Raw genomic sequence first — 22,131 nt, 5'->3', positions numbered from 1 at the left:
CGTGGGGTCGTCAGCCCGCGAATGCGGCGTTGACCTTGGCGGCGACGTCGGCGGGCAGGCACACCGGCTTCACGCCACCGGGGGTCGTCCACTTGCCGTTCTCGACGCTCTCGTTGAAGTAGCAGTTGGTGACCGTCGGCTTGCCGGCCACGTAGTTCAGCGGCGGCGTGAGCCCGCCCAGGGTCTCGTTCTTCAGCGTGTACAGCCCCTTCTTCACGTCGGCCCCGGTCGAGGTCGGCGCGATCTTGCCGGCCTTCGCCGCCGCGGCGAACAGCTGCAGACCGATCCACGTGCTCAGCGTGTCCTCGGAGTAGTTGGACGACGTGGGCACGCCCGGTGCGTACTTGCGCAGCGCGTCGTGGAAGGCCTTGCCGCCCTGCGTCGTCTCGTCGTGCAGCGGCAGGTGGAACTGGGCGATCGGTACCCCGTCGAGGTTGCGATCCTTCTCCCAGCTGCCGACCACGTCACCGCCGACCTGGAACTGCGTCGGCTGGTAACCCTGCTGCACGCACTGGTCGACGACCCGGGTGACGACGGTGCCACCGTGACCGACGTACATCGAGTCCGCGCCGGCCGACTTGGCCGCGAGGCACTGCGCCGTATAGCTGGCCTGGGTGGCCGAGATCTTCGACTGGTAGGCGACGGTGACGCTGGACCCGGTGGCCTTGGCGATGCGACTGATCTGACCGGTGTACCCGGCGCACAGCGGCGCCTCGGCGCAGGCGAGCACGGCGAGTTTCGTCTTGCCCGACTTCTGCACGTTCTGCACGAGGCCGTAGGTGATCGCGGCGAGGGTGCCGCCGGTCGGGAAGAAGTTGGGGTTCGTCGACATCGGCTGGGTGAAGCTGACGCCGGCCAGGACGGGCACGCCCTTGCCCGACACGTAGGAGGCCCAGGACGCGTCGTAGGACGCGACCTCGTCCACCACCGCCATCACCTTGTCCTGCTCGACCAGTTTGCGGATCATCTGCTGCGACTTCGTCGCGTCGCCGCCGTCGTCGGCCACGACCACCTTCACGGGGTGGCCGTTGATGCCGCCGGAGTTGTTGACGGTCTTGGTCCACGCGGTGGCCACGTCGGGGGTGCCGCCGAGGTTGGCGGCGAACGGTCCCGAACAGCTGCACATCATGCCGATGGTGATCGGTGTGCCCTTGAGGCCGCCGTCCTCGGCCGCGCCGCCGCCGGCGCTGTCCGACCCGCAGGCCGTCAGCGTCAGGGCGGCGGCCAGGAGAGCCGCGGCCGAGACCTTCATCGTGGTGCGCCGGTGCATCGATGTTCTCCCCGATTCGGAGGGTGACGGGGCGCCGGACGGCGCACCCGTGGTGCGTATGGGCGTCAGACCTCGACGCCGAGGTAGTCGGCGAGCAGGGCCTCGCGGCTGAGATCCCGCGCGGCCCCGGCGAAGGCGATCTCGCCGCGGTTGAGGACGTACGCGTGATCGGCGAGGTCGAGGGCGCGGTCGACGTACTGCTCCACGAGCAGCAACGAGATGCCCTGCGCGGCGAGCCGGCCGATCGAGTCGAAGATCTGGTCGACGACGAGGGGCGCCAGCCCCATGGACACCTCGTCGAGCAGGATCACCGACGGGTTGCTCAGGTAGCAGCGGGCGAGCGCGAGCATCTGCTGCTGGCCACCGGACATCGTGCCGGCGGCCTGCGAGAGCCGGCCGGCGAGATCCGGGAAGGCCTCGAGCGCCGGGCCGATGTCGCGCGAGCGGGGCGATCGTGGGAGCTGCGCGAGCAGGTTCTCGCGCACCGTCAGGTTGCGGAACACGCCGCGCCCCTCGGGCACCAGGCACACCCCGGCGCGCACCCGGGCGTGCACCGGCCGGGTGGTGATCGTCGCGCCGTCGAACGTGATGCGTCCGGAGCGTGGGCGCTGCAACCCGGCGACGGCACGCAGCAGCGTCGTCTTGCCTGCCCCGTTCGGCCCGAGCAGCGCGGTCACCGAACCGCGCCGCACGGTCAGCGACACGTCGCGCAGCGCCACCTGCTGGCCGTAGGCGACGGTGACGCCGTCGACGGTCAGCAGCGCGTCGGTGTCGGGGGCGGTCGGGACGGCCGCGGACGAGGTGGTCACTGCGCGGCCTCCATCGCCTCGTCGGTGAGCAGGTCGTCGTCGACGCCGAGGTAGGCGGCCTGCACGACCGGCGAGTTGCGGACCTGCTCGGGCGTGCCGTCGAAGATCGGCTTGCCGAAGTCGAGGACGTAGATGTGCGAGGACACCCGCATGACGAGGCCCATGTCGTGCTCGACGAGCAGGATGCCGATGCCCCGCTCGCGCACCACCGTCTCGAGGACGTCGCCGAAGCGTGCGGTCTCCCCCGGGTCCAGCCCGGAGGACGGCTCGTCGAGCAGCAGGATCCGGAACGGGCCGGCGAGGCAGCGGGCGAGCTCGACCAGCCGGCGCTGACCGGTCGACAGCGACGCGACGGGCTCGTCGGCGAGGGCGGTGATGCCGCAGGTGCGCAGTGCGTCGGCGACCGCGGCCGCCACGACGGGACGGTTGCCCCGACCGGCGACCAGATGGCGGATCGGGTTGCGCCCCGCCTGCACCCCCTCGACCCCCATCGCCACGTTCTCGGCGACGGTCAGCGAGTCGAACAGCTCCATCTTCTGGAAGGTGCGCCCGATGCCCTTCCTGGCGCGCGTGTCGACCTGCACCCTCGTGACCGACCGGCCGTCGAGCAGGACGTCACCGCGCCCCGCGCGCTGCAGGCCGGACGCGACGTTGAACGTCGTGGTCTTGCCCGCGCCGTTCGGGCCGATGAGGCCGGTGACGCGTCCGGTCGGCGCGACGAGGCTGAAGCCGTCGACCGCGACCGTGCCGCCGAAACGGACGATCACGTCGCGCAGTTCGAGCTCACCGGGTTCGACGCTCGCCGCCACCGTGTCGGACGCGGCGTGCGTGGGCACCGTCGGTGTCGCATGGTGTCCTTCCCGGCGGCCACCGAGCCGGTCCAGCAGCTGCTTGAGACGTGGCGGCGTGCCCTGCGCCGACGGTGGCGTGAGCGCGAGCAGCACGGCGAAGACGCCGAACACCAGCTGCAGCCAGTAGGTGGTCTCCGTCCCCGAGACGTAGGACGGGATGACCGTCGTCCCGACCGCCGCCAGCACCGCGTACCACGGCGAGGAACCGACGACGATCATGATGAGCGCCAGGTAGCTCAACGACTGCAGCGGCGGGTACGACAGGAGCGTCACGCTTCCCTGTGCCATGCCCCCGAGCGCCCCGCCGACCGCGGCCAGTGCCGCGGACACGCAGAACACCAGCACGCGCGTGACGTTGACCGAGGTGCCCGACGTCGACAGCGCGGTCGGCGAGTCCGCGACGCCGCGCAGCAGCCGGCCGAGCCGCCCGCGCACCAGCGCCATGACGAGCAGCGAGAAGGCCACCGCCAGCACGAGCACCAGGTAGTAGAAGCCGGTGTCGCCGCCGAGCCCGAGCCCACTCGGCCGCGGCGCCTCGAGACCGGCGCCGCTGAAGCCGAACATGAAGTCCTGCGTGTAGAACATGTACTGCAGCAGGATCCCGAAACCCAGCGTGGCCAGCGCGAGGTACAGGCCGGTCAACCGGATCGCCGGGATCGCGAGCAGCGCCCCGATCGGGACGGCGATGGCCATGGCCGCCGCGAGCGCGAGCACCCACGGGACGCCCTTGTCGGCGAGGTGCGCGAACGTCGACACGCCGATCGCCATGAAGCCGACGTGCCCCAACGACAGCTGCCCCGACTCGCGTACCAGCAGGCCCAGTGACAGGAAGACGATCAGATTGGCGAGCGCGAGCGTCCAGTCGTTCTGGTGGATCCCGGCGAAGGTCGGCACGAGCGCGAAGAACGCGAGCAGGGTGAGGCCCAACCCGCCCTGCAGCCGCGCCGGCGCGCGCCACCCGTCGCGCACCCGGGGCACGACCCGCGCCCGCGCGGCGAGGAACCGGCGTGGGAACACGAGCAGCACCACGAACAGCACGACGAACGGGAAGGCGGCGGGCAGCCCCTGCAGGATGCCGGTGGTGAACCACTTCGTGGCCAGCGAGGCCACGACGCCGACCACCAGGCCGCCGACGAAGGTGATCGGCAGGTTGCGGAACGCGCCGATGGCCGCGGCGCCGAACGCCTGCACGACCAGGAGCGTCAGCAGGGTCGGGTCGAGCGGCTGGACGGTGCAGAACAGGACGCCCGACGCGCCGGCGAAGGTGACGCCGATGAGCCACGCCCAGCGGCGGACGGCCGTGTTGTTGGTGCCCGTGAGCGCGAGCAGTTCGGGATCGTCGACCAGGGCACGCATGGAGCGCCCGAGCCGCGCGAAGCGGAAGAACAGCGAGAGCACCGCGGTGGCCACGACCGCGACGACGAACGTGATGAGGTCGGCGTTCTGCACGATCGTGCCCGCGAGCTCGAACTGGCCGTGGGCGAGGAACACCGGCACGAGCCGCGTCTCGGTGGTGCCGTAGACGAGCACCACCGTCGACTGCACGATCAGCAGCACGCCGACGGTGCTCGTCACCTGTACGGCGAGTCCCGTCCCGGCCAGGCGCCGGCCGAGCTGCTCGAACAGCAGGCCCAGCACCAGTCCGACGGCGAACACCGCGACGGCCGCGGCCACCGGCCAGGCCACGCCGTGCTGCACGTGCAGCTCGTAGAACGTGTAGGCCGACACCGTGGCGACGGCGCCCTGCGCGAAGTTGAAGATGCCCGACGCCTTGTAGGTCAGCACGAGACCGACGGCGGCCATGCCGTAGATCGCTCCGACCACCAGGCCCGAGATGACGAACGGCCACATCAGACGGCCCTCTCGACCGCGGTGCAGCCGCGCTGCCCGTCCCCACGCGTGTCACGCATGCAGTGACTCCCATCGAGTCGCACCGGCCCCTTTACAGGCCGCGATGCGCCGGTAACGTAACTCCTAACCGTACGTGCGGTCAATCACAACGGACGGGGTTCTGCACGAGCTCCGGAACGCGATCGGAAGGGGTCACATGCTGCAGTTGTTGGCGGGCGAGATCGCTGTCGTGACCGGTGGCGCGAGCGGCATCGGGCGCGCGACGGCGCGGCTCTTCGCCGAGCACGGCGCCGCGGTGGTGGTCGCCGATCGGCGCCGCGAGCCGCGCGAGGGCGGCGTGCCGATCGACCGCGAGATCAGCGACACCGGTGGCCGGGCCACCTTCGTCGAGTGCGACGTCCGGCGCGCGGCCGGCCGTGACGCCGCTGTCGCCGCGGCCGAGGAACTGGGCGGGATCAGCGTGCTGGTCAACAACGCCGGCATCTTCCGGGTCGGCGGCTTCCTCGACGTGACCGAGGACGACTACGACCTCGTGACCGAGGTGAACGTGCGTTCCGCGTACTTCATGGCGCAGGCCGCCGCCCGCGCCATGGTGCCGCGCGGGCGCGGGGTGGTCGTCAACCTGTCGAGCGTCGCCGGCCTGCGTGGGGCCGCGGGATGCACCGTCTACTGCGCGACCAAGGGAGCGATCCGGTTGCTCACGTACGCGATGGCCGACGAGCTCGGGCCGCACGGCATCCGCGCCGTCGCGGTCCACCCGGGCTACATCGCCACGGCCATGAACACCGACGATGTGCCCAGCCTGGGCACCCCCGCGGAGGCCGACTACGTCGCCGGCATCCCGCTGCGCCGCGTCGCGGACCCGGCCGAGGTCGCGAAGGCCGCGCTGTTCGCCGCCAGCGACCTCGCGAGCTACGTGAGCGGGTCCTCCATCGTCGTCGACGGCGGGCGGACGGCATCGTGACCGGCCCGGGCAGCGTCCTGGTGACCGGCGCGGGCAGCGGCATCGGCGAGGCCTGCGCGCTCGAGCTCGGCCGCCGCGGCTGGCAGGTCGTGGTGGCCGACGTCGACGCCGACAGCGCTGAGCGGGTCGCCGCCGCGGTGCGCGACCAGGCCGGCGTCGTGGCGTACGCCGCCCCCGTCGACGTCACCGACCCCGACCAGGTCGAGGCGATGGTCGAGGATGCGGTCGCGCGTCTCGGCCGACTGGACGGCGCGGTCAACAACGCCGGCATCGGCCAGCCGCCCGCCGCCGTCGCCGACGTCGAGCTCGCCGACTGGCACCGCACCATCGCCGTCAACCTGCACGGCGTCTTCCACTGCCTGCGCGCCGAACTGCGCGCGATGCGCGCCGCGGGTGGCGGCGCGGTGGTGAACATGGGCTCGGTGATGAGCGTGCTGGGGTCCGCGATGACCCCGGCGTACGCGGCATCGAAACATGCCGTCGTGGGGCTGACGCGCGCCGCCGCCCGCGATCACGCCGCCGACGGCATCCGCGTCAACGCCGTCGGACCCGGGTTCGTGCGGACGCCGCTGCTGACGGCGTCGCAGACACCCGAGCAGGCGGCCGAGCTCGCCGCCCTGCACCCGATCGGCCGGCTCGGCGAGCCCCGCGAGGTCGCGACGCTCGTCGCGTTCCTGCTCTCCGACGACGCGGCGAACATGACCGGCGGCTTCTACCTGGACGACGGCGGCTTCACCATCCAGTGAGGGCTCAGAACGTCGCGGTCAGCCCGCCGTCGACGACGAGGGCGTGGCCGGTGACGTAGGCGGCGTCGTCGGAGGCGAGGAAGGCGATCGTCGCCGCGATCTCCTCGGCGGTGCCCTGCCGCCCCAGCGGGACCCGCGAACGCACCAGCTGCTCGACCTGGGCGTCGGTCATCGTGCCGGTCAGCGGGTCGTTGAAGCCGGTGGGCACCCAGCCGGGGCACACCGAGTTGACCCGCACGCCGTGCCGCCCGTACTCGGCGGCCATGCTGCGGGTCAGGTTCACGACCGCCGCCTTGGACGCGTTGTACGCCGGTGTGCCCGGGCCGCCCCGCAGCCCACCGATCGAGGCCACGCTGACGATCGACCCGCCACGGTCGATCATCGCCGGGAGCACGGCCTGCGCGGCCAGCAACACGGCGTCGAGGTTCACCGCGAAGGTGTGGCGCCAGTCGTCGAGCTCGAGCGCGACCGGGTCGGCCAGGGCGAGCCGTCCGGCGCTGTTCACCAGCACGTCGATCTCGCCCGCCGCGTCCCGCACCTCGGCGAGCCGGTCACGCACGGCGTCGGGCCGCGTGACGTCGAGCTCGCGCCCCGTCACGGCCAACCCGTCCGCGGCGAGCCCCGCGGCCGCCTGCTCGGCCTCGCGCAGGTCGAGGACGGTGACCCGCGCCCCCTCCGCGGCGAGGCGCCGTGCCGTGGCCAGGCCGATGCCGTGGCCGCCGCCGACCACGACGGCGACGCGTCCCTCGAACCGCCGGCACACCCCGACTGCCGGCCCGCTCATTCGCGGACGAGGGAGATCGCACCCTCGGGGCAGGTGCCCACGACCTCGTCGGCCAGCGGCTCCTGGTCGGCGGCGAGATCGTCGGCCGCGGCGGTGAGCACCGGGTAGCCCTGGTCGTCGACCTCGACGAGTTCGGGCGCGAGCGCGTAGCAGCGCCCGTGCGCCATGCACACGGTGCTGTCGATCCGGAGCTTCACAGTGAGCCCTTCCGGGGGACGACGGTGTCGATGCGTCGGACGGTACACCGACCGTTCGTACGGTCAACTTCCATCGAGGCCGGGTCCGGGTCACTGACCTACGATGCGACCACCTCCTTCCGTCCGCGCGACCGGACCGTCATACTGACCGTATGTACGGTCAGAAGGGTTACGGATGAGCGTCGTTCCGCCCACCCCCGCCGACGACGGGAACCGCCACGACTGGGTCGCCCACCACGCCGTCCGGCGCGGCGACCACCCCGCCCTCGTCGACCTCGACACCCGGCGCGTGACCACGTGGGCCCGGCTGGACCGCCGGGTCGACGCCTGGCGTGAGCGGCTCCGCGACGCCGGCGCCGGGGTCGGCGACCGGGTCGCCGTCCTCGCCGCGAACTGCCCGGCCCTGCTCGAGGTGCAGCTCGCGTGCGCGCGCGGCGGGCTGGTCTTCGTCCCGCTCAACTGGCGGCTGGCCCCGACCGAGCTGCAGTACATCGTCTCGGACGCCGAACCCTGCGTCGTCGTCGCCGACACGGCGCACGCCGACCTCGCGCACCAGCTCGCCGACGGCCTCGGCGTCCGCAGCGTCGCGCTCGACACGACCCCGGACGAGCCCGACGACCGACCCGACGACGTCGCCGTCCCGCTGCGTGCCGTCGCCGCGCTCCTGTACACGTCGGGCACCACGGGGCGCCCCAAGGGCGCCCTCGTCACGCACCGCATGACGTTGTGGCACGCGGTCAACATCGGCCCGGAGGCCCGGGTCTCGAAGGACTCGGTACATCTCGCGGTCCTGCCGTTCTTCCACACCGGTGGGCTCAACCTCTACGTCAACCCCGTCCTGCACGCCGGCGGGACGGTCGTCGTGGCGAGCCGGGTCGACAGCGGCCAGATCCTCGCCGCCCTGGCCGATCCCGGGCTCGGCATCACTCACCTGTTCGCGGTGCCGACGGTGTACCAGCAACTGGCCGAGCACCCCGACTTCGCGACCGCCGACCTCGATCGGCTGGTCACGACCGGGGTCGGCGGCGCGGCGGCGCCGACCCCGCTGCTGCGGGCATGGGCCGCGCGGGGTCGGCCCTTGGCCCAGGGGTGGGGCATGACCGAGGCGGGGCCCAGCGGCACCGTGTGCGACCCGGACGACGACACCACCCCACCGACCTCGGTCGGCAAGCCGCTGCTGCACGTCGGCCTCCGCGTCGTGGACGTCGAGGGCAGCGACGTGCCCGACGGCGAGATCGGCGAGCTGTGGATCCGGGGGCCCAGCGTGACGCCGGGCTACTGGCGCAACCCGCAGGCGACGGCGGACGCCTTCCGCGACGGCTGGCTGCGCACCGGCGACGCCGGCTACCGCGACGCCGCGGGCAACCTCCACCTCGTCGACCGGTGGAAGGACATGTACATCTCCGGCGGCGAGAACGTCTATCCGGCCGAGGTCGAGACGGTGCTGGCCGAGCTGCCCGGCGTCGCGGCGTGCGCGGTCGTCGGTGTGCCCGACGAGAGGTGGGGCGAGGTCGGGCGCGCGTTCCTGGTGCTCGACGACGGCGCCGTCCTCGCGACGGACGTCATCGCCCACTGCACCGCCCACCTGGCCAAGTTCAAGGTGCCGCGGGAGGTCGTCGTCGTCGACGCCCTGCCCCTCACCGGATCGGGGAAGATCATGAAGCGCGCCCTGCCCACCGGCCGGATCGACGCGTGAGCGCCGGCGGAATGGCCCCGCGACAGCTCGGCCGCTCCGGGCTGTGGTTGCCGCCGCTGGCCTTCGGCACCGGCACCTTCGCCGGCGGCCCGGACTGGCCGTACGGCGACACCGGTGTCGAGAAGGCGCGGCGCATGGTCGACCGGTGCCTCGATGCCGGGCTCACGCTCTTCGACTCCGCCGACGTGTACGGCAACGGGCGGTGTCAGGAGGTCCTCGGTCGCGCCATCGAGGGCCGGCGTGACGACGTCCTCGTCTCGGCCAAGGTCGGCCTGCCGACCGGCGGCGGCCCGACCGACCTGGGCGCCGGTCGCGCACGGCTGATCACGTCGTGCGAGACGGCCCTGCGCCGCCTCGGCACCGACCACGTCGACCTGCTGCAGCTGCATGCGTTCGACGCCCGGACGCCGCTGGAGGAGACACTGTCGGCCCTGGCCGCGCTCGTGGCGTCGGGCAAGGTGCGTTACCTGGGCGCGTCCAACTTCGCCGCGTGGCAGTTGATGAAGGCGCTCGCCGTCGCCGACGCCCACGGGCTGCCGCGCTTCGTCGGCCAGCAGGTCTACTACTCGCTCGTCGGTCGTGACTACGAGCTGGAGCTCATGCCGCTCGGCGTGGACCAGGGCGTCGGCGCGCTCGTCTGGAGCCCGCTCGCCGGCGGCTGGCTGGGCGGCGACATCCGCCGCTCGCGGCCGCCGGCCGCCGGCAGCAGGGTCGACCGGCTCGGCGGCTACGGCCCGCCCGTCGACGCCGAGCGGGCCTACGACGTGATCGACGTGCTCGACGACCTCGCCGACGAGACCGGGCACACCGTCGCGCAGATCGCGCTCAACTGGCTGCTGCAGCGGCCGACGGTGACGTCGGTCATCTTCGGGGCGAACACCGAGGAGCAGCTCGAGCACAACCTCGGCGCGGTGGGGTGGGACCTCACGCCCGAGCAGGTCGGCCGGCTGGACGCCGCGAGCAGCACCGCGCCCGGCTATCCGGTGTACATGTACCACCGCGACCCGGGCTTCACCGACCTCGCGCCGGTGCCGGTGCGTCGGACGTTCTAGCCGGCCGGGGTCGACCCGGCGGGGTCCGTGGCAAGGGTGGTAGCGGGGGTGGCAGCGAGGCGCGGCGCGACCTCCGCCACCGGCACGCCCTGCTGGATCGGTACCCGCAACGGCATCACCGCCGCCGGCGCGGCGAACCCGACGGCGCCGACCAGGACGCCGTCGCGCGCGTACAGCGCCACCCGGCGCCGCTGCGGGCCCCAGCGCCCGAACCACACGTCGGGCGCCGCGGTGTCGCCGAGGCCCTGCAGCGTGACGCCGTGCTGGTCGCTCCACCAGTACGGGACCGGCGGCGCCGGCAGCTCCCGACCGACGAGGTCGGCCGCGACGACGTCGGCCTGCTCGAGCGCCGCCGTCCAGTGCTCGTGGCGGCGCCCGTCCCACACGGCGACGTCGCCGACCGCGTGCACGCCGGCGACCGACGCCCGGCCCCGCCCGTCCGTCACCACACCCCCGGCCAGGTCGAGTCCCGACCCGGCCAGCCAGGCGACGTCGGGCTCGACCCCGACGGCATGCACGACCACGTCGGCGTCGAGGCCGGTGCCGTCGGACAGCTCCAACCTTCCGAACCCGCCCACCGCCACGGACGTCGCGAGATGCAGCCGGATGCCGTGCTCGGCGTGGAGCGCCGAGATCTCCGCGGCGACGAGCGGGCCGACGACCCGGGTCATCGGGCCGGGCGCGACGTCGACGAGGTGCACCTCGCACCCCACCCGGGCCGCGGTCGCCGCGATCTCGCAGCCCAGCACCCCGGCTCCGACCACGGCCACGACCCGGTCCGGCGCGAGCTGCCGACCGAGGAGCTGCGCGTCGTCCCAGGTACGCAGCACGAGACCGGGGAGCCCGGGCACGCGACGCGCGACGACACCGGTGGCGACGACGACGTCGCGGTAGGCGACGTCGCCGGCGTCGGTGACGACGACGCGGCGGCGCGTGTCGAGCGCGCGGGCCCGCACGCCACGCCACCAGTCGACGTCGAGCGCGTCCTCCGCCTCGGCACCGAGCAGCTCCGGCAGCTCGGCCAGCTCGCCGCCGGCGAGCACGTCCTTGGACAGCGGCGGGCGCTTGTAGGGGCGGTGCGGTTCGGCGCCGATGACGACGATCCGGCCGTCGTGACCCCACGCCCGCAGCCGTTGGACGGTACGGACCCCGCCGATGCCGGCCCCGACCACCACCACCGGAGCGCTCAATACGCCGCCACCTCGGCGATGGCGGTCGCGAGCTCGTCGGCGCTCGGCACCACGAACTGCTCGAGGTGGACGCTCTGCGGCACGGGCGTGTCGATGCCGCACACGCGCCGGATCGGGGCCTCGAGACTGGTGAGCGCGTGCTCGGCGACGAGGGCGGCGATCTCCCCGCCGGCTCCTCCGGTGCGGCCCGACTCGTGCGTGATGATCAGCCGACCGGTTTTGCGCACCGATGCGACAATGGCGTCGAGGTCGAGCGGCCGCAGGCCACGCGTGTCGACGACCTCGACCTCGATGCCCTTGCCGGCCGCGAGCTCGGCCGCCTCGAGCGACCGGTGCACCATGCGTCCCCAGGTCACCACGGTGACGTCCTCGCCCGTGCGTTTGAGGTCGGCCTCGCCGAGCGGGATCAGGTACTCCTCCTCGGGCACCTCCCCGCGCAGCGCGTACATGCCCTTGTGCTCGAAGAAGGCGACGGGGTTGTCGTCGCGAACTGCCGACTTGAGCAGGCCCTTCGCGTCGTACGGCGTCGACGGGATGACGATGTAGGTGCCGGTGGCCGCGAGCAGGGCCGCCTCGGGACACGTCGAGTGTTCGGGACCCGCCCCGCCGGCGGCGCCCTCGGGCAGCCGCACCACCATCGGCACGGTGAACAGGCCACCGTGCATGTAGCGCCACTTCGACATCTTGCCGACGAGCTCGTCGCCGGCGTTCCAGAGGAAGTCGGCGTACTGCAGCTCGACGATCGGCCGCAGCCCGGTGATCGCGGCGCCGACGCCGCCGCCGACGATGAACATCTCCGAGATGGGAGTGTCGATGACCCGGTCGGCGCCGAAGCGGTCGTAGAGCGTCCGCGTCACGCCGAAGGCGCCGCCGAACCGGCCGACGTCCTCGCCCATGACGAAGACCCGGTCGTCGCGCGCCATCTCCTCGGCCATCGCCTCGTTGATCGCGCGGGAGAACGACAGCGTCCGCGTTCCGGTGACCTGCGCGGTCGTCATGCGTACACCCCCTCGGTCAGCCGCTCGCGCCCCGGCAGCGTGCCGGTCAGCGCCTCCTCGGCCGCACGCTCGACCTCGGCCAGGCTCTCGCGCTCCAGCGTGTCGAGCCCGGTGGCGTCGGCCGTGCCGTCGGCCAGCAGACGCTCACGCATCGCCGCGACGGGATCGGTGGCACGGATCACCGCGATCTCCTCGGCGCTGAGGTACTTCATCGGGTCGCCCTCGTAGTGGCCGCGCTGCCGGGCGACCGTGCCCTCGAGCAGGGTCGGGCCGCCCCCGCCCCGGGCACGCTCCACCGCCTCGGTCATGGCGTCGTGCACCGCCCACGGGTCCATGCCGTCGACGCGCACACCCGTCATGCCGTACCCGGCGGCCCGCTCGGCGAACGACTCGACCGCCGTGACGCGGTGCTGCGGCGTGGAGATCGCCCACCCGTTGTTCTGCACCACGTAGACGACCGGCAGCTTCCAGGCCCCGGCGGCGTTCGCCGCCTCGTGGAACGTGCCCCGGTTCGCCGCACCGTCGCCGAAGAAGTTGACGACGACCTGGTCGGTCCGACGGATGCGCGCCGACAGCGCCGCGCCCGCGGCGAGCACGTGGCCGCCGCCGAGCGTGCCCGACTGCCCGAGCACGCCGTGCGCGGGGTCGGCGATGTGGACGATGCCGGCGCCGAGGCCCCGGGTCGAACCCTTGTCGTTGGCCAGGAAGTCGCCGAACAGCTCGACCAGGCTCATGCCCTTGGCGATCATGTGGGCGCAGCCGCGGTGGTCGTAGAGCAGGTAGTCGTCGGGGCGCAGCGGCAGCGTGCCCGCCACCTCGAGCGCCTCGTGGCCGCGGCCGGCGTGGTAGAAGCCCGACACCAGGCCGTCGTCGAGCATGCGCAGCAGGCGCGTCTCCCAGCTCCGAGCCAGGTGCATGACCCGATAGATCTCGAGTGCGGTGTCGTCGGTCGGCATGACCTCTCCAGGGACGGGCGGGTGGGACGGGCGCGCGGCGGTCAGCCGCCGGCCTCCAGGCGGGTGCGCAGGGCGCGGGTGAAGCCGGCCGCGGTCATGCCGTCGACGACCCGGTGGTCGTAGGCGACGGCCACGTCGAGCTGGGCGCGGACGACCAGCTGCCCGTCGACGACGGCGGGACGGTCGGCCAGCGAGCCGACGAACACGAGCGCGCACTGCGGGGCGTTGAGCAGTGGCATGCCGCTGTCGACGCCGAAGGCGCCGAGGTTGGAGACGGTGATCGTCCCGCCGGACAGGTCGGCCGTGCCGAGCCGTCCCTGCTTCGCCCGCTCCGCGAGCTGCCTGCTGGTGGCGGCGATGTCGGCAACGGACAGGGAGTCGGCACGCCGGACGACCGGGACGAACAGGCCGCGGTCGGTCGCCACGGCGATCGACACGTTGACCTCGGCGTAGCGGACGATCTCGGCCCCGGTGAACGAGGCGTTGACCGCCGGCACCTCGACGGCGGCGGCAGCCGTGGCCGCGACGATCAGGTCGTTGTAGCTGACCGGCACGCCCTCGTAGCGCAGCCGCCGCAGCCGCGCCGCCAGCGCGGTGGCGTCGAGGCGGATCTGCTGGGTGAACTGCGGGACGGCCCACGAGCGAGCCATCGACTCGGCCATCGCCCGGGCCATGCCCTGCACCGGGATCCGCGACGCCACCGCCGCCGACTCCGCGGCCCCGGTCCCGGCCGCGAGGCGGGGCGCGGCCGGCGGGGCGACGATCGGCTCCGGGTCGCCCGCGCCCCGGGCGACGCTGCGGGCTGCGGTCGAGACGGCGGCGCGGGCGACGTCCACGACACGGACGACACCGTTCTCGCCCGACCCCGCGACCGCGGCCAGGTCGACCTCGAGCTCCCGCGCGAGCCGGCGGGCCGCGGGGACGGCGAGCGCCGCGCGGCGGCGAGCGGTGGCGCGGGCGGGCGGTTTGCGCGCAGCGGCGGGTGGGACGGGCGGGGCCGGCTCGGGTAGCGGGGTCGGCTCGGGTAGCGGGGTCGGCTCGGCCGCCGGGCTCGGGGCAGGGGACGCGCTGTCGGCCGCGGGCTCGTCGGCGCCGGCGAGCAGCGCGTCGATCTCGGCGTCCGTCGGCGACTCGTCGCGCTCGGCGACGACGGCCAGGACGGTGCCGACGGCGATCTCGGCCCCGCCGCCGGGCGCGACGATCCGGACGAGGACGCCGTCCTGCTTGGCCTCGACCTCGGTGGCGTTCTTGTCGGTCTCGACCTCGTAGAGCACGTCCCCCTCGGCGAACGCCGCCCCCTGCGCGACGTGCCAGGCCGTCACGATGCCCTGTTCCATGGTCTGGCCGAGCCGGGGAAGCCGGACGATGTGCACGAGTTCTCCTCGGTCAGTGGTCGGTGCTCGTCGACAGGGGCGCCGACCGCGGCGGAGCGTCGGCGCTCATCGGCCGGTCCATCGGGGCGCGCGCTTCTCGGCGAAGGCGGTGGCGCCCTCGCGGGCGTCGTCGGACGCCGCGATGTGCTCGGCGTCGTGCGCCGCGGCGGCCAACGCCTCGGCCAGCGTGGTGTCGTGGGCCGCCAGCACGGCGGCCTTGCCGGCGACGACCGACAGCGGCGCGTTCGCCGCGATCGTCCGCGCGATCGCCTGTGCCGTCGTCAGCGCGTCGCCGCCGTCGGCCAGGCGGTCGACGAGACCGAGCCGGTGGGCCTCGTCGGCGACGACGGGTTCGCCGGTCAGCGCCAGCAGCATGGCGGCGCCGAGCGGCACGCGGCGCGGCAGCCGTGCGGTGCCGCCGGCGGTGGCCAGCAGGCCGCGGCGGACCTCGGGCAGCCCGAAGCGCGCCGTGCGCCCCGCCACCACGATGTCGCAGGCCAGGGCGAGCTCGCAGCCGCCGGCCAGCGCCCAGCCCTCGACGGCGGCGACGAGCGGTTTCGCCGGCGGCCGGGTGCACAGCCCACCGAAACCACGGTCGTCGACGACCGGGGACTCCCCCCGCAGGAAGGCCTTGAGATCCATGCCCGCACTGAAGTTGCCCCCGGCGCCGGTGAGCACGGCCGCGCGCAGGTCGTCGCGCCGGTCGAGCGTGGCGAAGGCGTCGGCGAGGGCGAGGGCGGTCGCCGCGTCGATCGCGTTGCGCGCCGCCGGGCGGTCGATCGTCACCGTCAGCACGGCGCCGTCGACCGCCGTGCGCACGCTGCTCACGCCGGCTCCGGCTGCAGCAGCACCTTGAGGTCCGCGCCCGGCTCGGCGGTGAGCCGCGCGAACTCCGCCGCCGCGTCGGCGAGCGGGACGACGCGGCTGACCAGTCGGGTCGGGTCGAGCACGCCCGCGGCGATCATGCCGGCCACTCGGGGCAGGTCGTTCTGGTAGCCCAGCGCGCCGAGCAGTCCCCGTTCGAAGAGGATCAGTCGCGCCGCGTCGAGGGTGATGGGCTCCTTGGGCAGGCCGACCGCGACGATGTCGGCACCGCGGCGGGTGAGTTCGAGCGCGAACTCCAGGCCGGCCCGGGATCCGCTGCACTCGATCACCGCGTCCGCGCCCCCGGCCGTGGCGGTCCGGATCGCACGCGCGGCCGTCCGCGCGTCGCCGGCCGCCTCGATCGTCCGGTGACCGAGCCGCTCGGCGGCGGCGCGGCGCGCCGCGTTCGGCTCGCTGACGAGCACCCGCAGCCCCAGGGCGTGGGCGACCTCGGCGACCGCCGCGCCGATCGGCCCGAACCCCGAGACGAGGACGCGCCCGCCGGCCGGCACCGCGGCGCGGTCCAGGGCGTGCAGCGCTACCGCGTACGGCTCCAGCAACGCGCCGGCGGCCAGCGGGACCTCGTCGGGCAGCGGCACCGCGCAGTAGGCGGGGATGCGCACCGAGTCGGCCATCGCGCCGTCGCAGGCGAGCCCGATCGACCCGCCGAGCGCGCAGTGGTTGTAGCGCCCGCTGGTGCAGGGCAGGCACACGCCGCAGCGCAGCGTGGCGTCGGCGGCGACGCGGTCGCCGACCGCGACGCCGCGGACCCGCTCGCCGACCGCGGTGACGGTGCCGGCGAACTCGTGGCCGAGCGTCACCGGCGGTCGGTGGCCGGTGAGCACGTGGGGGCGGTCCTGGATCGCCACGGGGCCCTGCCGGTACTCGGCGAGGTCGCTGCCGCAGATGCCGCAGTACGCGACCTGCACACGGACCTCGTCCGGGCCGAGCGCATCCACCGCGACGTCCTCGAGCCGGACGTCCTTCGCACCGTGCCATCGCAGCGCCCGCATGCCGACACAGTAGCTGACCGTACGACCGGTCAGTCAAGAGCGAAGACGGGTACCTTCTTGCCGTCGTCCAACGACTCGAACACGACGTGCACCGGTGCTCCGATCCGGGCGTCGGCCGCCCCGGGCCCGACGAGATTGGTCATGACCCGTACGCCCTCCTCGAGGTCGACCATCGCCACGACGTACTCGTCCGGGAACTCGTCGGTCATCCGGTAGTGGTTGAGCGAGGCGGCGTAGACCGTGCCGCGACCCGAGGCGGCGACCCAGCGCCACTCGACGCTCTCGCAGTTCCCACAGACGGCGGTGAGGTACTGCCGGCTGCGCCCGCACTCACGACACTCACGCAGCGGCAGCACGCCGGTGGCGGTCTGCTCCCAGTACTCGACGCCGAGTTCGGTCGGCGTCACGGTGCGGAACCTGATCGGGTTCACGGCCGGCTCCTCACGGTGTGCGACTCAGGACGAACGAGGCGTTGATGCGTCCGACGCCCGACCACGCGTGGACGAGGGCGTTCTGCGCGTCGGGCACCTGGCGGCCGCTCGCGTCGCCCCGCAGCTGCCGCACGGCCTCCGTGGTCGGGAACAGCACCGCGGGGAACGCCGGCAGGCCGTGGTTCAACGACCCGCCGTGCGTGTTGCACGGCAGCGACCCGCCCGGTGACGTCGCCCCGGACTCGTAGAGGTGCACCGCCTCACCGCGCTCGGCGAAGCGACCGGCCTCGAGGATCTGCAACGGCATGATGGCGAACCCGTCGTAGGGGTACACGACGTCGATGTCCGACGGCCCCCGACCGGAGGCCGCGTAGGCCTCCTCGATGCTCGCCGAGGCGAACTCGTGCACCGACTCGGTGATGTCGCCCGGGCCTGCGAAGTAGTAGTAGCCGTAGCGCGTTCCCGTGCCCACGACGTACGCGGCACGGTCGCGCCTGTCGGCGTCGATGGCGTCGACCGCGGACACCACGACGGCGCTGCCGCCGTCGATGGCACGGGAGCAGTGCATAATCCGCAGCGGGTCCGACACCATCCGCGAGGCGCGCACCTGCTCGATCGTCAGCTCGTCCTCGTAGCTGCTCGCCGGGTTGCGCACGGCCCACTTGCGCGCCGACACCGCGACGTGCGACATCGCCTCGTCGAGCCGATCCGCGCTCCACCCCACCCGGTGCGCGTAGCGCTGGGCGTGGGTGGCCCAGGTGGACGGTGCCGTGTGACCGTAGGGGCCCTCGAGCTCCTGGTCGTGGAAGTCCATCCAGGCCGCCTGCGCGTTGTCACGTCCCAGCCCGGTGCGCAACGAGTCGGCACCGACGACGAGCACGTGGCGGACTATTCCGGCGCCGGCCAGCAGGCTCACCTCGCGCAGGGTCTCGCCGACCGCGCCGCTGCCCAGCTTGCTGGTGCCGGTGTAACGCAACGGTCCGAGGCCGAGCTGCTCGGCGAGCCGGACGTGGTGCCGGTGCACGTCGCGGCCGTTCTCGGCCGCAAGCACGCCGAGGCTCATCAGGCCGTCGATGTCCTGCAGCCGGAGGCCGGCATCGGCCACCGCCGCGCGGGCGACGTCGACGGCCGTCTGGATCGTGCTGCGGGCGACGGTGCCGAGCGGGCTGTCGACGATCCCCGTGACGGCGGCGGCGGCGCTCATCGACTCACCGCGTCGTTCTCGTTCCACCGTCGTCGCAGCGATCTCGTGTCGAGCTTGCCGATGTCCGTGCGGGGCAACGCGGACACCGTCACCACCACCGACGGCACCTTGTACCGCGCGAGCCGCTCGGTACAGAAGGCGACGAGCTCGCCCTCGGTCACGTCCCCGACCACGAACGCGACGATCTGCTCCTCGCGGACCGGGTCGGGCACGCCGATGACGGCGGCCTCCTGGACGGCCGGGTGCGCGACCAGCGTCTCGACGACCTCCGGGATGGCCACGTTGTGGCCGGCGCGCTTGATCATCTCGCTGGTGCGGCCGGCGTAGTAGAGGAAGCCGTCCGGGTCCGCGATCGCGAGATCGCCCGTGTGCCACCAGGCTGCGGGGTCGTTGCGGACCAGCTCGCCCGTGTCGAGGTCCATGCGCCCGGACGCGACACCCCAGCGGACCCGGGTGCGTACGAGCATCTCCCCGGGCGTCCCCGCTCGGACGTCGTTCCCGTCGATGTCGACGACGCGGATCTCGTGCGACAGCGCGACGTGGCCGATCGGATTGTCGTTGACGGTCGTCCGCGTGGGCACGAGGTCGCAGACCGTCACCGGCGCGACCAGTTCGGTCTGGTAGTAGACCTTGCGCAGCAGCGCACCGAAGACCTCGGTGAACCGCTCGACCAGCTCCGGCGCCTGATCCAACGCCGTGGGCACGATGCGCAGCCGCGAGGGAACGCGACCGACGTCCGCGGGCAGCTTGGCGAGCACCATCTTGACGTGCGTGCTGTTCAGGGGCGCCACGGTGGGGTCGAAGCGGGCGAGCTGACCCGGGAAGCCGCTCGCGGTGAACCGGTCGGCGACGCAGATCCGGACGCCGAGGGCGAGCCAGCACAGCAGCTGGTTGACGTGGCCGTTCGAGTGGCACCACGGGAAGACGGTGAGGCCGGCGTCCAGCGGGCTCAGCGCGTAGTAGGCCTGGGACGACGCGACGGCGAAGGCGAGATTGCCGTGCGAGAGCACGATCGGCTTGGGCGCCGAGGTCGAGCCCGACGTGCAGATGATCGTGGCGGGCTCGTCCGCGGTACGCGCGTCCGCATCTCGGAGGAACGCCGCCAACCGCTGCTCGGCCGCCTCGACGGTGTCGACGGTGTCGACGGTGTCGACGGTGTCGACGGCGTCGACGACGTCGGCGATGCCGACCACGGGCGCCCCGAGATCACCCGACACCAGCTCGCCGTCGGGTGCGGCGTCGGTGACGAACAGCCGGAGGCGGCACGCCCGCACCTGGCGTTCGATCTCCGGACGGGTGAACTTCGGGCTCACCGGGGTGCACACCGCACCGAGCGCTCCGAGCGCGAGCACCAGGACGGCGTTGTCCAGGGTGTTCTCCAGGTGGACCCCGATGCGGTCGCCGACGGTGACTCCGCGCGTCCGCAGCTGCGCCGCCGCGCCGGCCGCGCGCAGCGCGAGACGACGCCGGAGGAGGCGGTTGCCGCTCTCGTCCTCGATGGCGACGCCGTCCGGGTCCGCCCCGACCAATCGCGCGAACGAGGCGATCCACGTCCGGCCCGCCACGACGTCGTATCCGGTCGCGCTGCTCGGCAGATCGGTCATCGCGCCTCTTCCTGCTCGGTGTTCGCCCGTCCTGGTGTCGACTACCCACGACGAGCAGGAATCTACTTACCGTACGTACGGTCAGAAGATAGTGTCGGCACGAGACAGCGAGCAAGCCTCGACGAGGGGATGCGCATGCACCAGAGTGCCGAGCTGGCCGGGTTCGCCGCGGGGTTGCGGGTGGATGCAGCGCCCGCCGCGGTCGTGACCAAGCTGCGGACGAACCTGCTCCACAACCTGGGAATGCTCCGCGCGGGAGCGCTCACCGGCATCTCGTCGGCCGGACTGGCGGCCGCCCTGCCGTACGACGGTCCGTCGGCGGCGACCCTGCTGCACGACGGGACCCGCACCCATCGCGATCGCGCGGTCGTCGCCAACGCCGCCATGATGCACGCGAGCGCCCGCGACGACACCTACCTGCCGGCCATCGCTCATCTGGCCGTGACGAGCCTGCCCGCCCTGCTCGCCGTGGGCGAGACGCTGGACTCGTCGGGTGCCGATCTCATGGCCGCGCTGCTCGCGTCCTACGAGGTCGGCGCGGCGGTCGGGGTGGATGTCGGGCCCGCGTGCGCCGCTCGTGGCTTCCGCCCGTCGAGCGTCCTGGGCGGTATCGCGGCGGCCGCAGGCGTGGCCCGGCTGCTGGGTCTGGATGCAGGACGGACGGCGTCCGCGATCGGTCTCGCCGCGGCGTTCGGGGGTGGCACCGGGCAGACGTGGCTCGCCGGCACCGACGAGTGGCAGTACCAGGTGGGCGTCGCCGGCCGCAACGGGTTGCTCGCCGCCGAACTGGCCGCGTCCGGTGCGATCGCGGCGCCCGACTCGCTCGAAGGCGCCGCGGGGCTCTACCCGGCCCTGACGGGCTCGCGCACGCCCCACGCTGCTGCGGCGGCGCTCGGGACGCGCTGGCGCGTCCTGGATGTCACGTACAAGCCGTACCCGATCTGCGCGATCAACCAGATGCCGGTGACCGTGGTGGTCGCCATGGGCACCCACTTCGGCTACTCCGGTGACCAGGTCGACGCCGTTCGGGTGCTGCTACCGCCGTCGGAGGCCGCCTACCCGGGCACGGATCGTCGTGGACCGTTCGCGAGCGCGAACGGCGCGCTGATGAGCGCCCCGTTCTGCCTCGCCGCGGGCATCCTGCACGGCACGGTCACCCGCGGCATGCTCGAGGCGGTGGACGACGTTGCCGTGACGACGCTGGCGCGCCGCATCGAGGTCGTCGCGGACCCGGACCTGACGCCGGGTCGTTGCCGCATCGTCGTCCACGCCGACGGAACGGAACACGACAGCGACACGCTGCCCACGCCGCCCGGCTTCGACTGGACGTTCGCCGAGGTGCACCGGCGCCTGGCCGACGCGGCCGACCAGCGCGGCCTGAGCGACGACGCACTGCAACGGCTGGTCGACTGCATCGCCGAGCTGGAGCACAGGCGGGTTCGCGACCTCGTGACCGCCATCGTCCGGGAGTGACGTGTCGCCCTCAGCCGAGCGGGATCGACCGCAGCCCGAGTGCCGCGGCCTCCTGGAAGATCAGTTCGGGGACGAGACAGGCGGGCGAGAGCCGCAGCAGGAAGCGCACCGACTCGGCCACGTCCTCGGGGCGGACCATCTCGGCCGGCGCCAGGTGCTCCTTGACGTAGTCGCTCAGCGACGTGTCGACGTAGCCCGGGCACAGCGCGACGAAACGGATGCCACTGGCGTAGAGCTCGCGGTTCATCGAGTCGGTGAAGCCGACGATGCCGTGCTTCGCCGCCGCGTACACGCTGAGACCGGCCGAGCCGACCTTGCCGCTGATCGAGGCCACGTTCACCACCAGCGAACGACCGGTCGCGGCCGCGCTCTTCTCCAGCAGCGGTTGCGCCGCCTGGGTCGCGAGGATGACCGCGCGCAGATTGACCGCGAGCTGCAGGTCGATCTGCTTGACCGACTGGCCGTTCAGGGGCGACGGAATGCCCATGCCCGCGTTGTTGACCAGCACGTCGAGCGAACCGAACCGGTCCCGGTGCGCCTCGACGATCCGCAGGACGTCCGCCTCGTCGGCGACGTTGGCGGTGAGGTCGTACGCCTCCCCGCCCTGCGCCGTGATCTCGTCGCGCGCGGCGGCGAGGGCGACCGGGTTGCGCGCCACCATCGTGACGGCGTGCCCGTCGGCGGCCAGCGCACGGCAGATGGCGAGGCCGATGCCCCGCGATGCGCCGGTGACCAGCGCGGACGACTTCGCCACGAGATTCCTCTCACTTACCGTACGGACGGTCAGTCTATAGAGTAGGCCGTC

Annotated in this window: 20 protein-coding genes; 5 read left to right on the top strand and 15 right to left on the bottom strand. The window is 73.2% G+C overall.

Annotation, left to right across the window (positions count from 1 at the left end):
- Positions 1–10: 10 nt before the first annotated feature.
- The 3 genes from BUE29_RS16005 to BUE29_RS15995 all read right to left on the bottom strand — a co-directional run bounded on the left by BUE29_RS16005 (position 11) and on the right by BUE29_RS15995 (position 4,781).
- Positions 11–1,270: an ABC transporter substrate-binding protein gene (locus BUE29_RS16005; protein ID WP_073391426.1), complete on the bottom strand. Its 1,260-nt coding sequence runs from the start codon at positions 1,268–1,270 to the stop codon at positions 11–13.
- A gap of 65 nt (positions 1,271–1,335) precedes the next feature.
- Positions 1,336–2,079: an ABC transporter ATP-binding protein gene (locus BUE29_RS16000; protein WP_234971488.1), complete on the bottom strand. Its 744-nt coding sequence runs from the start codon at positions 2,077–2,079 to the stop codon at positions 1,336–1,338.
- Positions 2,076–4,781, bottom strand: a complete 2,706-nt coding sequence (locus tag BUE29_RS15995) for an ABC transporter permease subunit (protein ID WP_073391425.1) — start codon at positions 4,779–4,781, stop codon at positions 2,076–2,078. The genes BUE29_RS16000 and BUE29_RS15995 overlap by 4 nt, the downstream gene beginning before the upstream one ends.
- 196 nt (positions 4,782–4,977) lie before the next feature.
- Here BUE29_RS15995 and BUE29_RS15990 point away from each other — a divergent pair, with 196 nt between their 5' ends.
- Positions 4,978–5,745 (top strand): SDR family oxidoreductase, encoded by a 768-nt coding sequence (locus BUE29_RS15990; protein ID WP_073391424.1) that lies wholly within the window; start codon positions 4,978–4,980, stop codon positions 5,743–5,745.
- Entirely contained in the window at positions 5,742–6,491 is a 750-nt protein-coding gene (locus tag BUE29_RS15985; protein ID WP_073391423.1) for an SDR family NAD(P)-dependent oxidoreductase, read from the top strand. Before BUE29_RS15990 ends, BUE29_RS15985 begins: the two co-directional genes overlap by 4 nt.
- Before the next feature lie 4 nt (positions 6,492–6,495).
- On the opposite strand, the gene BUE29_RS15980 is transcribed toward BUE29_RS15985, so the two are convergent.
- On the bottom strand, positions 6,496–7,275 hold the full coding sequence (locus BUE29_RS15980) for an SDR family NAD(P)-dependent oxidoreductase (RefSeq protein WP_073391422.1): 780 nt from the start codon (positions 7,273–7,275) through the stop codon (positions 6,496–6,498).
- A complete protein-coding gene (locus tag BUE29_RS15975) occupies positions 7,272–7,472 on the bottom strand; it encodes a ferredoxin (protein WP_073391421.1) in 201 nt (66 codons plus the stop codon). The genes BUE29_RS15980 and BUE29_RS15975 overlap by 4 nt, the downstream gene beginning before the upstream one ends.
- 175 nt (positions 7,473–7,647) lie before the next feature.
- Here BUE29_RS15975 and BUE29_RS15970 point away from each other — a divergent pair, with 175 nt between their 5' ends.
- A complete protein-coding gene (locus BUE29_RS15970; protein WP_073391420.1) occupies positions 7,648–9,168 on the top strand; it encodes an acyl-CoA synthetase in 1,521 nt (506 codons plus the stop codon).
- A gap of 11 nt (positions 9,169–9,179) precedes the next feature.
- Entirely contained in the window at positions 9,180–10,220 is a 1,041-nt protein-coding gene (locus BUE29_RS15965) for an aldo/keto reductase (protein ID WP_073391419.1), read from the top strand.
- Here BUE29_RS15965 and BUE29_RS15960 read toward each other — a convergent pair.
- From BUE29_RS15960 to BUE29_RS15920, 9 genes are all read right to left on the bottom strand, one after another.
- A complete protein-coding gene (locus tag BUE29_RS15960; protein WP_073391418.1) occupies positions 10,217–11,410 on the bottom strand; it encodes an NAD(P)/FAD-dependent oxidoreductase in 1,194 nt (397 codons plus the stop codon). The two genes, BUE29_RS15965 and BUE29_RS15960, sit on opposite strands and share 4 nt — an antisense overlap.
- Entirely contained in the window at positions 11,407–12,408 is a 1,002-nt protein-coding gene (locus BUE29_RS15955; RefSeq protein WP_073391417.1) for an alpha-ketoacid dehydrogenase subunit beta, read from the bottom strand. The genes BUE29_RS15960 and BUE29_RS15955 overlap by 4 nt, the downstream gene beginning before the upstream one ends.
- Positions 12,405–13,364, bottom strand: a complete 960-nt coding sequence (locus BUE29_RS15950; protein ID WP_073391416.1) for a thiamine pyrophosphate-dependent dehydrogenase E1 component subunit alpha — start codon at positions 13,362–13,364, stop codon at positions 12,405–12,407. The genes BUE29_RS15955 and BUE29_RS15950 overlap by 4 nt, the downstream gene beginning before the upstream one ends.
- Positions 13,365–13,405: 41 nt before the next feature.
- Positions 13,406–14,737, bottom strand: a complete 1,332-nt coding sequence (locus BUE29_RS15945; RefSeq protein ID WP_073391415.1) for a dihydrolipoamide acetyltransferase family protein — start codon at positions 14,735–14,737, stop codon at positions 13,406–13,408.
- A gap of 66 nt (positions 14,738–14,803) precedes the next feature.
- Entirely contained in the window at positions 14,804–15,565 is a 762-nt protein-coding gene (locus tag BUE29_RS15940; RefSeq protein ID WP_073391414.1) for a crotonase/enoyl-CoA hydratase family protein, read from the bottom strand.
- Positions 15,562–16,614 carry an alcohol dehydrogenase catalytic domain-containing protein gene (locus BUE29_RS15935; RefSeq protein ID WP_073391413.1) on the bottom strand — a complete coding sequence of 351 codons (1,053 nt, stop codon included), beginning with the start codon at positions 16,612–16,614 and terminating at the stop codon, positions 15,562–15,564. Before BUE29_RS15935 ends, BUE29_RS15940 begins: the two co-directional genes overlap by 4 nt.
- Before the next feature lie 29 nt (positions 16,615–16,643).
- The gene (locus BUE29_RS15930; protein WP_084181238.1) at positions 16,644–17,045 is read right to left on the bottom strand and encodes a Zn-ribbon domain-containing OB-fold protein; all 402 of its coding nucleotides are present in this window, start codon (positions 17,043–17,045) and stop codon (positions 16,644–16,646) included.
- A gap of 10 nt (positions 17,046–17,055) precedes the next feature.
- Positions 17,056–18,249: a thiolase family protein gene (locus BUE29_RS15925; protein ID WP_073391412.1), complete on the bottom strand. Its 1,194-nt coding sequence runs from the start codon at positions 18,247–18,249 to the stop codon at positions 17,056–17,058.
- Complete coding sequence (locus BUE29_RS15920; RefSeq protein WP_073391411.1) at positions 18,246–19,853, bottom strand: class I adenylate-forming enzyme family protein; 1,608 nt, start codon at positions 19,851–19,853, stop codon at positions 18,246–18,248. Before BUE29_RS15920 ends, BUE29_RS15925 begins: the two co-directional genes overlap by 4 nt.
- Before the next feature lie 135 nt (positions 19,854–19,988).
- Here BUE29_RS15920 and BUE29_RS15915 point away from each other — a divergent pair, with 135 nt between their 5' ends.
- Complete coding sequence (locus BUE29_RS15915) at positions 19,989–21,326, top strand: MmgE/PrpD family protein (RefSeq protein ID WP_159440885.1); 1,338 nt, start codon at positions 19,989–19,991, stop codon at positions 21,324–21,326.
- A 10-nt stretch (positions 21,327–21,336) separates the two neighbouring features.
- Here the strand turns inward: BUE29_RS15915 and BUE29_RS15910 are convergent, their stop codons facing one another.
- Positions 21,337–22,080, bottom strand: coding sequence for an SDR family oxidoreductase (locus BUE29_RS15910; RefSeq protein WP_073391409.1), 744 nt, complete (start codon positions 22,078–22,080; stop codon positions 21,337–21,339).
- Positions 22,081–22,131 lie beyond the last annotated feature (51 nt).

It is taken from the genome of Jatrophihabitans endophyticus, from assembly GCF_900129455.1.
GTDB classification, from domain to species: domain Bacteria; phylum Actinomycetota; class Actinomycetes; order Mycobacteriales; family Jatrophihabitantaceae; genus Jatrophihabitans; species Jatrophihabitans endophyticus.
This window is presented reverse-complemented; position numbering and strand designations above follow the sequence as displayed.